A 13,573-nucleotide genomic window follows, 5' to 3' on the forward strand; every position below is an offset into this window, starting at 1 on the left:
GCTGTTACAAAAAGCCCGGCAAATTTGCCGGGCTTTTTTATGGCCGGAATCCAAAAGTTCCGTCATATCCGGCCATGCTTACACTTTTCTTACATAATTGGCCGGAATTATCCTTAATCTTCGGGTTTTGTGACACAAATACCATTCTGTATATAAGATTAGATCAGCCAGAAGAACAATTTTCCCCTCACGCCCTGATTCCGTCATTTTCCACAACTAATACCATCTTATTTCTGTAACTTACTGAATCGGCATGAAAAATATAAATTTAACAAATAATCACTTAATTGACGGGCTACCTTACGCACCGTAACATCGGGCGTCATAAAGTGACCCTCAACCGATGAGGGCGCGTTGTCATTTGGGTGAGCTGGCTGTTTGAACAATTGGTTTAAGCGCTCAGGAGCAGAACTGCAAAGAGCGCGCAGGACGATCAGAAAACTGACTTTAGTGGGAGCAGCTCTCTCGGGCCTGCTGCTGTCTGTTGTTCCTGCCCATGCTCAGGAAATCGCCCTGTACCGCAGCTATGCCGGCAACATGTCGTTCGCACTGACCGGCAACACCATGCGCAGCGGAGCAGATGGCTGTACCGCACTGAGTGACTCGGCAGCCGTGCTGTCACTGCCTGCGGGATCAACTCTTAAAGCCGCCTACCTCTACTGGTCGGGCTCAGGTCAGCCAGATAACTCAGTCACTCTTAACGGTGCTCAGGTCAATGCCGGTGTCAGCTACACACTGAGCGTCGAAAACCGCCCGTACTACAGTAACCGCGCAGATATTACCTCACGTATTTCCGCCAGCACGGCGAGTTACCGCGTAGGAAACCTGACGTTCGATACTTCTCAGAACTATTGCGGTGGCGAAGCAGCCTACGGTGGCTGGGCCATTGTGGCGGTATATGAGAATGCGGCGGAGCCTCTGCGCGTCATTAACCTGTTCGATGGTTTCAGAGACTACTGGGGCAGCTCCATCACTCTGACACCACAGAATTTTATCGTTGCCAGTAATCCCGGGGCGAAAGGCGGCAAGCACGCGCACATCACCTGGGAAGGCGACGAAGGCAATTCCCAGAGCCGTAACAACGTCAGTGAAGCACTGACATTTAACGGCGCCAGCCTGACAGGAAGTGGTAACCCGTCCGGCAACCAGTTTAACTCATACTCAAACGCCGTATCGTCAGGCACCTCGGGGGTAGACCTCGATGTCTATGATATCGGCAACCTGCTGACAGCGGGCCAGAACAGCGTCACCACGACCTATTCTTCCGGCCAGGACCGGGTGTACCTGTCGGCTGAAATCATCAGTATTCCCAATGAAGCCGTCAGCGATCTGGCGGTCGACATCAGCACTTATGAGACCACAGTGTCACGCGGTTCCGAGATCACATACAGCATCAGTGTTCTCAACCAGGGCCCCAGTGACGAACCTGCCGGATCCGTCGTCCGCCTGCCATTCGGAAGCCAGACGAGTTTTGTCAGTGCCTCTGGTACCGACTGGCAATGCAGCACCTCAGCCAGCGAGCTGACCTGTACACATTCGGCGACTCTGAGACGGAATGCCACGGCTTCGCCACTGTCAGTCATCCTGTCCACCGAGGGCAGTACCGAAAACAATGCCGTTACGACCGCAACAGTGACAGGCGTGAACTTCGATAACAATACAGGCGACAACTCAGATTCTGTGACAGTGCCGATTGCAGATGCTGACTTCTCGGCCTCAGTGAAAAGTGTGACGGACCTTAATGGTGGCCTGCTGTACCCCGGCGACACCCTGCGGTTCACTCTGGATCTGGTCAATAACAGCGGGTTTAACGCTGAGAACGTGCGTCTGACTGATCAGATGCCCCAGTACATCAGCAGTTTCGAAGTCGTCAGACGGCCTGCGGGCAGCACAGACGCTAGCCTGCCGGCACCCAATGGCAGCAACGGTACCGGTACGGTTGTCATTAACAATCTGAGCATCGCCGGTGGCGGCAGCGAAGAACTGGTCATTGACGCAGTGCTTGCCGCGAATGCGCCGCAAGGCTACTCACTGGTGAACACGGCACAGATCACCAGCGGTTCTGCGACTTACAACATCAGCTCACCATCGATCACAGTGGCGTCTCAGAACCAGTCCAATGGTGAGATTCTGTTGCGCGCCAGTCTCGCCGGCAACCTGAACTATGAACTGCTGGGGGGAAGCTTCCGGACCGGCGAAAATGGCTGTGGGACACCTGCCAACTCTTCATCAGACAGTATTACCCTGCCGGGTGGCAGCACCATTAAAGCAGCGTATCTGTACTGGTCGGGATCCGGGAATACCGACAACACAGTAACCTTTAACGGTGCGACGGTCACGGCGGGTTATACCTATAACGAAACCTACGACAACCTCGTCTACTACAGTGCGCGCGCCGATGTGACCAGCCGTGTCACAGGCAGTGGAACCTACACCGTATCTGGCGTCAGTTTTGCCCGGACACAGGACACTTACTGCACAGTTCAGTCAGCTTACGCGGGTTGGTCGTTGCTGGTTGTCTATGAAAACGCCTCAGAACCCCTGCGCGTCGTTAACCTGTACGATGGTTTCCGGGCGTTCCGTGGCGCGTCGATCACGCTGAGCCCGGACAACTTTATTGTTGCGCAGAACGCAGCCAGCCTCGGTGCCAAACACGCGCACATTACCTGGGAAGGTGATCAGCAGAACTCCCAGAGCTTCAATAACTTTTCTGAAGCACTGGTGTTTGAAGGCAACAGCCTCACCGGACCGAACAACCCGACGAACAATCAGTTCAACTCATACTCCAACACCGTGGGCGGCACCACACCCGGTGTGGATATTGATGATTTTAATGTTGGCCAGTATCTGACCCCCGGCAATACGTCAGTCACCACGACCTATTCATCGGGCCAGGATCTTGTGTTCCTGACGGCTGAGGTCATCAGCATCCCTAACGAACCGGTTGCAGACCTGGTGCTGCAAACCAGTGCGCCTGCGCGCGTCAGTCGTGGTGCCGATCTGACATACACCTTTACTGCACAGAATAAAGGCCCGCTGACGGCGCCAGAGGGCACCACCATCACCCTGCCCCTCAATGACGGTGTGACCCTGGTTGGATACAGCGGTACAGGCTGGACCTGTACCCCGTCGGCGTCTCAGCTTATCTGTACTTATGCCGCGACCATTACTAACGGTGCCTCCGCATCCCCCTTGTCCGTGACACTGAACACAGACAGCACAACTCAGTCGGCGATTTCCGGCGAAGCGGTACTCGACGGCGTCTATTTCGATAACAACCTTGCCGACAACCGGGATGATCTGACGGTTCAGCTGCAGGATGCCAATCTGGCAACCTCTACTAAGACTGTGACCGACCTGAACGGCGGCCAGGTGCAGCCGGGCGATACGCTGCGTTATACCCTGAACCTGCGTAATACCAGTAATTTCAACGCGACAGACATCCGTCTGACCGACCACATGCCTGCGCTGATTTCATCGTTCAGTGTCTACAGCCGCCCTGCTGGCAGCACCGATAACAGTGTCACTGCCCCTGCCGGAGACAACGGAACGGGGACGGTTGTCATCGATAATATCCGTATCAATGCGGGCGCGACGGCGACCGTTATTATTGACGCTGTGATTTCCTCGGGCGCTCAGAACGGCAACAGTATTACCAACTCAGCTGTGGTGGGTAATCCCGCCGTCAATTACACAGTGACCTCGCCGACAGTGACGATTAACAGTGCACTGGATAACAGCGGAAATAAGCCTCTGTATCTTCAGTCTGACGCCACACTGAACCGTATCGCTGACACGGGCGGCAACTATCGTACGGTAAATAACAACACGACCCTGAACTGGGGACTGTCTCCAGCTCTGGCGACCGACGTCTCCCTCGATTACAGCAACGCCATTCCGGTGACTCTGCGACTGCTGAACAACGTGTCTTCAGGTCAGGGGATGAACAATGAATATCAGCACAACGTAACCGTCACGCTCTCTCGGGTACGCAATGGTACAGCAACGACGATTGCTTCAGCCTCACGTCAGGTCGGGCTCTTAGCCGCGGGTAACAATAACGTCGCTGACAAAGTCCGGACCTTCCAGTTTGACCTCAGTATTGCCAATGCAGCCACCCTGCTGGCGGGTGACGTACTGCGCCTCAGCATCAGTCAGACCCGCCTGAACGGTTCGTCGCAGTTCCCGCAATACAACAATATGCGTGTTTACAGCTCAGACAACGGCGTAACGTCTCTCGTCGCCCTCACCTCAAACACAGTGATTAACGTTGCCTCTGTTGTTTTGTTCGATGCCGCTTACCCGGATGGCAACAGCATCACCGGTCTGAACCCGGGGCAAGCCGTGTTTGTCCGTGCCGAAGTGACAGACCCCTTTGGTGCCTATGACATCCGCCGCACGCAACTGAACGTATCAGACAGCCAGGGCAATAACCCGGTCAGCAACGCGGTCATGTCAGCCGTGAATACCACCACCGCAGGCATTACTGCGGAATACCCATTCACGCTGCCTGCCGACGCAGCCACGGGTGACTGGCGTTTCCGGGTGCGCGCTGATGAAGGATTCGAAAACAAGGTCTTCCACGAGCGCCTGCTTACCGTTCCGGTGGTACTCCCGGCGCAGCTCAGTATGACGAAAACCATGCGGGTCATCAGTGACCCTCTCAATGGCACACAGAATCCGAAAGCGATTCCTGGCGCCATTGTCGAGTATGAACTGACAGTGACAAACACAGGCGAAGGCACCAGCGACACCGATAGCATAGTCATTGTCGACCACCTGGCTGATAACACTGTCCTGCTGACTGGAGATCTCTCTGGCAGCCCTGTGACGCTCACAGATGGAAGCCCTGCTTCGTCACTGACGCTCAGCTGGTCAGCGTCTGAGCCCGCCACTGACGACATCGATTTTTCGGCCGACAACGCACAGAGCTTTGGCTACCAGCCTCAGCCTGATGCCGAAGGCTTCGACCCCCAGATTACCGACCTGAAGATTTCTCCCAAGGGCGCTATGCCCGGAGAGAGCGACGAAGGTAGTCCCAGTTTCACCCTTAAATATCAAGTAAAGGTCCAATAAGGAGAGCCCTATGAAGACCCTTTCAAAAGCCGCTCTGCTCGCCGCAGGCCTGGTTGCTTCTTCCGCAACCTGGGCTGTGGGTACTCCGGCAGGCACCATTATCTCTAACACGGCAACGGCAACCTTTGATGATCCGGCCACAGGAACAACAGGCGTCACTTCCAGTGACTCTGCAGACCTGACCGTTCTGGAACTGATCAGCGTTAACGTCACTGCAGAAAACACCACTCCGGTTGTTACTGAAGCCGGTGATACTCAGCAGGTGCTGACGTTCACTGTGACAAACACAGGTAACGGTAGCGAAGCCTTTAACCTGGACGCAACCAACCTCGCGGGTGACGAAATCGACGCTGAAAATATTCAGGTCTATATCGACACCAACGGTGACGGTGAACTGGATGCAGGCGACCAGCTGCTGACTGCCGGCTCTACCATCAACCTGGATGCAAACGCATCTAACCCAGACGCGACTGTGTTCGTTGTCGTTGATATTCCTGCTGCCGGAAACGTGGGTGATACCGCCGATATCCAACTGGCAGCAACATCCAACACCCCAGGCGCAGCCACCGGTACTCCGGGTGACCTGCTGGCAGGCGAAGGTACCGGCGTATCTGATGCTGTCGTTGGCAACAACGTGACTGACAGTGCCTCTGCCACCTTCACCATTGGCGAGCCACCAACAGAAGCCACTGTAAACATCGAAAAAACTGTGGCCAGCCGTGTTGACCCGTTCGGCGGCACAACCGATATCCCTGGCACGGTAGTGACCTACCAGATCGCCGTTGAAGTGGTTGGTGGTGACGTTGAAAACCTGGTGATCACTGACTCCATCCCATCTCAGATGCAGTACGTTGCTGACTCAGTCACCGTCGATGGTGCAACTCAGACCGACGCAGCAGATGGCGACATTACCTCTGTTACTGGCGCTGACGTGTCCGTCAACCTTGGCTCTGTTGCCACCGGTACCGATATCGTTATTCAGCTGAAGGCTGAAATCCGCTGATCAGGAGATACCTATGCGTTTACTGACCACTTTATTACTGCTTTTTCCTTTCGCGGCTCTCGCAGGTGTCAGCCTGGAGTCCGCTTCATACCGCATCGTCGCAGTGAAGCAGGACGATGGCAGCATCGCCGAGGAATGGCAGACCGCAGAGACAATTGCACCGGGTGACAAGATTGGTTACCGGGTTACATACGTCAATACCGGGAATGAAGCGGTCAGTGGCGTCACCATCAACAATCCGGTACCGGAAAGCACCGTTTACATCATGAACAGTGCAAACGGCGCCGGTACTGAGATCACCTATACAGTCGACGGCAAGACCTACGGCCGTATTCAGGATCTCAATGTGACGGAAGATGGTGAGGTTCGCCCAGCCCGGGCTAAGGACATTGAAGGTATCCGTTGGGTAATTCCAGCCCCTGTGGCACCGGAAAGCCAGGGATACGTTGAGTTTCAGGTCCGGGTTGACTGACCCGGCGGAGGTATAGAATGAACAGACAGATGAAAATGATCAGTCCCCTGCTGTTAGCTGCAATGGCCACCCTGCCAGCGGCAGTTCAGGCGGCAGGCACCGCAGCGGGCTCTGAGATCACCAACACCGCAACACTGAACTATCAGATTAACGGTGTAGACCAGACTGAAGTCACTGCTCAGGACGTGTTTAATGTCGATATTAAAGTCGACTTCGCCCTGACCCGGCTGAACACAACCGAACCTAACGAAACCTCGCTGGAAGCAGACAACGTCGTGGTTGCGGCAGTTCAGATCACCAACGACGGTAACGCACCCACTGCGTTCGTCGTGCGTGCAGAAGATGAAACCGGTACGACACTGGACATCAATGGCACTACCTATACAGATACTATCGACAGTGGTGCTGCCTACAGCTACTACCTGGATAACCCGCTTGCGGGTACTCAGGGTGTACTCGATGCAGAAGATACCCTGCTGACCGGAAGCACCGGTGAAATCGCAGCGGATGACACTGTGACTGTCTTTGTCACTGTGCCTAAAGGCGACCTGACAGGCGTTGATGGCGATGCGCTGCTCTCCAGTGTGGTTGTTAACGGACTTGAGTCCACGGTTAACGACACCACCTACAGCCTCGACACGGGTGATAACGACCCATCCAACGGCTCTACCGACGATGCGGCCAACCCTAACGGTGCAACGACCATCGAAGTCGTATTCGCAGATACGGATTCCGACAACAGTGAAATCCTGCGGGACGCGCTGGTATTGGTATTCCCGAACCTGGAAGGCGATGGCATCAACAGTAACCTGACCAAAAGCTCAGTGGTCATCAGTGATCCAATCAACGGCACTGAGAACCCGAAAGCTATTCCTGGCGCGGTTGTTGAGTACACCATCACTCTGATTAACACGGGTACTGCAGACGCGACCAACGTCGTGATCACTGACGAGCTGCCAGCCAATACCACCTTCATTGATGCTGAAGGCATCAAAGTTGCGATGGATGGTGCAACCGAGCCGGTGACCGTAGACGCGAGTATTGCTTCCTACGATTCCGACAGCCGCACTGTTACCGTGAACCTGGGCACCGTTGAGGGCGGCCCGGCAGACGGCGATGACGAAACCAACGTCATCACCTTCCGTGTGACCATCAACTGAGGCCAGACGGAAGCGTATGAAGCTGTTTCGCTCAATAACTGAAGCCGGCCGGCGCGGGATATTCCCCGTGCTGCTGAGTGCCGTGCTGTCTGGGGTTTCGTCGCTGGCCAGTGCCGCGACGACGCCTGCAGGCACAGTTATTACCAATACAGTGACAGCTTCATACACCAACGAGAACGGCAGCCGGACACGTTCGGCTTCCGCCTCTTTGACAACTCAGGAAGTGAGTCGGGCTGGTGTAGCACCGACGCCTTCTGATATCCGCCTGTATCACCTCGACCCTGCAGGTACCGTGTTCAACCTCAACGGTACTGATCGCACTGACAGCAGCGGTAACTTCATCACCGGTACCGGATTTGATGATGATAAAGGCAACAGTTACAGCTACCCGGTTACTGTGGGTGGCAGTCCGGACGAGTATGGTTTCAAGGCGGGTGAGCCGGTCCTTGTCGTCGTGACCGACAGCGACGAAAATCTCAACCCGGGTGCGATAGATACCATTATCGTCACTGTACGCAATCAGGATGGCAGTGATTCTGAAACCCTGCGTCTGTACGAGACAGGCGACAACACCGGTGTCTTCGCCGGGGTTCTTCCTACCCGCGATGTCAATCAGGGTACCGCGAATAACGACGGTGTCCTGTCGGTTAAAACAGGCTCCGAGCTGTCCGTCAGCTACACCGACGTAGACGATGCGTCAGACAGCACAACAGCAGTTACCCGCTTTGATCCGCTAAGCCGTATTTTCAGTTCGGCCGACGGTACTCCGGTGAATGGCGTCAGCATCACCCTGATGGACGCGGCCACCGGTCTGCCAGCGACGGACAAAGTCTTTGATGATGACGGCGTGACCCCTTACCCAGTGACCGTCGTCAGCGGTCCGGCAGCGGGAATCACCGCCAGTGCAGTCACCCCCGACTTCCCTGTCGGCAGCTTCCGCTTCCCTGTGATCGAAGACGGTGAGTACTACCTGGCGATTTCGGCGCCGGACACTTTCCGTATTCCTTCCGATCTGAGTGACGATGAACTGCGCCAGACAGCCAATGGCCCCTGGAATGTAAGCGGTATTGCCCGCGGTGAAAACTTTACCGTCAGCAACCGGGTATTCCTGACCGACATCGGTGCCGACCCGCTCGATAATTCTGTTCTGCTGAGTAAGCAGGCAGGTAAAACCGAAGCGGCCATCGGTGATCACATCCGCTTTACGGTGACGCTGACCAACAACGAAGTCCGTGGTACTGATGTAACCATCGTTGACCAGCTGCCTGCCGGCCTGCGTTATGCTGAAGGCTCCGCACGGCTCAATGGTACCGACGTTGACCTGACGGTCAGCGAAGATGGCCGTCAGCTGACCCTGCAACTGGCGGAGATCGCGCCCTTCGAGCGCCTGACCCTGACCTACGTGACTCAGGTCAGCGTGCTGGCCAAAGGCGAAGTCATTAACCGGGTTTCTCTTAACGACGATGTCGTGATTTCAAACGAAGCCTCTTCCCGGGTGATTATCCGCGACGAATTCTTCAAAGACACAGCCCGCCTCTTCGGGCGGATTTACCTGGACGACTGTGAAGGCAACCAGGCCTCTGTCGACGGCGTCCCGGGTATCCGCCTGTTTATGGAAGACGGCACCTATGTCGTCTCCGATAATGCTGGCGAGTGGCATATTGAAGGTGTCCGCCCGGGCGCTCACGTCGTTCAGCTGGATAAAGCGACCATTCCTCCTTACATGGAGCTGATGGAATGTCCGAAGCGTGGTTTTCATGCCGGCCGGAACTACAGCCAGTTTGTCGACGTTCAGGCCGGCTCCTGGTGGCGCGTTGATTTCTTCCTGAAGATGCGCGAGCCGGAAACCGGGGAAATCCGTCATCAGCTGACCCACGAACTGCGTGAATTCTCAGCAGATGAAAGCGTTACGCTGCCCTATGGTTCACCGGTCACTCAGAAAGTTCATTACACCTACACGATGACCGGTAAAGGCATTCCCCTGCAGAATGTCACCGGCATGGTCGCTCTGCCTGAAGGGTTTGTTTACGAACAGGGTTCAACTCAGATTAATGGCAAACCGGCCGCTGATCCTGAAGTCAGCTACGGCACACTGATCTACCGCCTGAAAGATAAGCCTGCGGCGTGGGCATCGGATATCAGCTTTAACGCCTACATCAGCGACCGGACGCCGATGGGCACGCTGACGACCCGGGCAATCACCCGTTTCCAGGCCGATGCACAGGCACCTCAGCAGATTCAGCCGGTCACCACCGCGGTGGATCTCGCGCTGCCCCCTCGCGAAGAAAACGTCAAACCTGTGATTCCGCCTAAGTTTGCTAACTTCTCAGACGTTCTGACCGACGAAGACCGTCAGAACCTGGCAGGCGTTATCCGTTCACTGAACGGGCTGGCCAACCTGAAACTGGAAGTGGTCGGCCATACGGACAGCTCCCGGATTTCCTCCCGCGTGCAGCATATCTTTGCAGATAACCAGGTGCTTTCAGAAGCCCGGGCTCGTTCGGTGGCGCAATACCTTGCCGAACAACTGGGCGTGAACCAGGACCAGATCCTGTCGTCGGGCCGTGGCTTCAGCGAGCCGGTAGCCACTAACCGCACGGCCGAGGGCCGGGCGCAGAACCGTCGGGTTGAAGTCCGTGTTCTTAACGCCGATGCCGCAATCAACCTGGAGAGCGCAGGCAGCGATGTCCGTATGGCGCGCGTGCAGTCTCTTATCCCGGGCCTGACCGGTCTCACCGCCACGGCGGCGGGGAACCCGGCACGCCTGCCGTCCGAAATGATCATGCCTGAGTACGACGAGCGCTGGTTTGAAACAGCACCGGAAGAAGCACAGTGGTTGTGGCCACCGCTCGACCGCAGCCCGTCAATCAGCTCAACCAAAGTCGCGATTTCACACACGAAGGGCCAGCGTGTCACCCTGTCACTGAACGGTAAGCCGGTGAATGCGCTTAACTACGATGGTGATATCAGCAGTAAAACCCGTGATCTCGTGGTATCGCAATGGCGCGGTGTAGACCTGGAATCCGGCCCGAACCGCTTCCGTGTGACCGTCCTCGATACCCGCGGCAACGTCGTCAGTCAGATGGATAAGGTCGTCCATTTCTCTGAAGCACCGGCGCATGCAGAATTTGTTGAAACTCAGAGCACTCTGCTGGCCGACGGTATCAACAGCCCACTGATTGCTGTGCGCCTGACGGATAAAGACGGTTTCCCGATTCGGGCAAACGTTCAGGGTCAGGTAGAAATTCTTGAGCCCTACCGTCTCTGGTCAGAGCAGCGTGAGCAGGAAGTTAATCCTCTTGCTGACATGCAGAAACCGCACTATCAGGTCGGTAATGACGGTGTCGCCCTGATCCGCCTTGAGCCGACGTTCCGATCCGGCGAAGTGGTGTTGCGTTTTAACCACGCCAACGGCCAGAAAGATGAAATCCGTGCCTGGCTGAAACCGAAAGAGCGCGACTGGATCCTTGTGGCACTGGGTGATATGTCCGTCGGCTACAACGCCGGAGGTGGAGATCGTGCTTCAATGAAAGCAGCAGGTGTCGACGACAACATTTATCACGATGGTCGTCTGGCGTTCTTCGCTCAGGGGCAGGTTCTGGGTGAGTGGCTGGTCACTGCCGCTTACGACTCAGGCAAAGAAGACGCCGAGCCTTTTGCACGCCTGATTGAGCCCGACAGATACTACACACTCTATGGCGACGCCAGTCAGCAACAGCTGGACGCCAGCTCCGCCCGTAAGCTCTACGTGCGTGTTGAAAAAGAGCGTTTTTATACCGTCTTTGGTGATATCAATACCGATCTGACTGTGACCGATCTGGCTCGCTACAACCGCAAGCTGACAGGTATTCAGACCGTTTATCAGGGCGACCTCGTCGAGTTCAGTGGCTTTATCAGCCAGACTGACCAGGGCTTTATGCGTGAAGAAATTCAGGGCGACGGCACCTCTGGTCTCTATCGCCTGCAGCATCAGCAGCTGGTTCTGAACAGCGAAAATGTCCGCCTTGAAGTCCGTGACCGCTACCGCAGTGAGGTTGTTCTCTCAACCACCCTGCTCACCCGTGACACTGATTACGTCATTGATTATTCGGATGGCACCCTGTACTTCAAGGGGCCAGTGTCGAGCACCGATGACGCATTCAACCCGCAGTATATTGTCGTCGAATACGAAGTGGAGTCTGGTGAATCGCTGGGCTACATCGCCGGTGGCCGTGCGGGCGTCAAGCTCCTGGACGATACCGTCAAAGCAGGCGTCAGCACCATTACGCAGAACCAGTCGGGTGATGACCGCCACCTGCGGGCGGTCGATGCGAGAGTCACGCTCGGCAAGACCGAGATCCGCGCTGAGGTTGCCGAGTCTGAGGAAGTCATTTCCGGCAATGCTGAGACCGCTGCTGCACACCTGGTTGAAGTTTCTCATCGCGACGAAAATTTCGACGCCAAAGCCTATATCCGCGAACAGGAAGATGGTTTCGGGCTGGATCAGACCAATGCCGCAGAAAACGATTACCGTAAAGAAGGCCTGGAGGGTAACTGGTACCTGAATGACCGTAACCGCATTCAGATGCTGACCTTCCACCATTACGGGCTGACCACCGGCTTCGACAGCTACCAGGGGCAGGCTGACTGGATTCACCGGATTAATGAAGATCAGCAGGTATCGCTCGGCTTTATTTCGGCGCAGCAGGAAAGCACAGACGACGTACTGTATACCGATCAGCTCAGCCTGGGTTACAGCCAGCGTATGCTCAACAACCGTCTGACTCTGAGCAGCCAGCTGCTCACTAATATCAGTCAGCGCTCTGACTCGTACGACCGCCTGTTGCTGGGTGCGGACTATCGCCTGACTCAGCACTACAGCCTGTTTGCCGAACACGAAACCGGCTTCGCCGACGATGCCCCGATGCGCACCGTGATGGGCGTGCGCGCGACACCGTGGGCAGGCGCCCGTGCTGAACAGAGCATCGAGCAGGTTGAAGTCGACGACAACTACCGACTGTTCGCTGTGTCCGGACTGAGCCAGGACTTTATGCTCGACGAGCACTGGAGCCTGAGCATGGGTCTGGAGCAGACGCAGGATCTTGAGAACAGCGCTCCGGAAGAAGCTGGTACCACCGAAAACTTCCATGCCGTTCATGCCGGCTCGGCTTATCGCAGCGAATTCTGGCAGTGGAATAACCGCGTTGAATACCGCAATGGCAGCTCGCTCGATAAGTGGGTTGCCCGCACCAACCTCTATCACCCGCTCAATGAGGCGCTGGCGACCGGAGGTAGCATTGACTGGTTTAACGAGTCTTCGGAAGACTACTACTCCAACCTGCTGGATGCCCGCTTTGACCTGGCACTGCGTCCGCGCGTCAGCCCTGTCGCTTTACTGTGGCAGACCCGCTGGGTTCAGGAAGCTCTGGGCGGCAACGGCAGCCCGGACCGTACGCGCAAGTTCATTAACAACGTACACGCCAACTGGCTGATCAATCACAGTAACCAGCTCGCAGGACAGTACGGTGTCAAACGCGTGTTAGATCAGTTCGATGGCAGTGACTACGCCACCACGACAGACTTTATGGCCGCTGAGTGGCGCCATCATCTGACCGAACGCTGGGACGTCGGTGCGCACGGCCGTCGTCTGCACGCATACGAGGCGGGACAGGTTCAGCATGGCGCTGGTGTATCAGTGGGCTTTATTCCTGCCACCAATACCTGGGTGGGTGTTGGCTATAACTTCAGTGGCTTTATTGATACTGATTTCTCTGATGCGAACTTCACTGCACAGGGCGTCTACCTTAAACTGCGCTTCAAAGCGGACCAGGATTCTCTCGCAGCAATGCGCGCAGCCTTCCGCTGATACACCGGCAGAAACAG

The 13,573-nt window shown here is 55.9% G+C and carries 5 protein-coding genes; all 5 read left to right on the forward strand.

Annotated features, from left to right (window positions below):
- Nucleotides 1-450 precede the first annotated feature (450 nt).
- Genes Q1L85_RS02055 through Q1L85_RS02075 form a run of 5 tightly spaced genes read left to right on the forward strand, consistent with a single transcriptional unit; the run spans nt 451 to nt 13,556 of the window.
- Nucleotides 451-5,076, forward strand: a complete 4,626-nt coding sequence (locus Q1L85_RS02055) for a hypothetical protein (protein WP_300432137.1) — start codon at nt 451-453, stop codon at nt 5,074-5,076.
- A gap of 10 nt (nt 5,077-5,086) precedes the next feature.
- Nucleotides 5,087-6,079 (forward strand): hypothetical protein, encoded by a 993-nt coding sequence (locus tag Q1L85_RS02060; protein WP_300425621.1) that lies wholly within the window; start codon nt 5,087-5,089, stop codon nt 6,077-6,079.
- 13 nt (nt 6,080-6,092) lie between these two features.
- Complete coding sequence (locus tag Q1L85_RS02065) at nt 6,093-6,551, forward strand: hypothetical protein (protein ID WP_300425619.1); 459 nt, start codon at nt 6,093-6,095, stop codon at nt 6,549-6,551.
- Nucleotides 6,552-6,568: 17 nt separating this feature from the next.
- Nucleotides 6,569-7,711, forward strand: a complete 1,143-nt coding sequence (locus Q1L85_RS02070; RefSeq protein WP_300425617.1) for a DUF11 domain-containing protein — start codon at nt 6,569-6,571, stop codon at nt 7,709-7,711.
- 16 nt (nt 7,712-7,727) lie between these two features.
- Nucleotides 7,728-13,556, forward strand: coding sequence for an OmpA family protein (locus tag Q1L85_RS02075; protein ID WP_300425615.1), 5,829 nt, complete (start codon nt 7,728-7,730; stop codon nt 13,554-13,556).
- The last annotated feature ends 17 nt before the right edge of the window (nt 13,557-13,573 follow it).

Source organism: uncultured Thalassolituus sp., from assembly GCF_950066645.1.
Lineage (GTDB): Bacteria > Pseudomonadota > Gammaproteobacteria > Pseudomonadales > Oceanobacteraceae > Thalassolituus.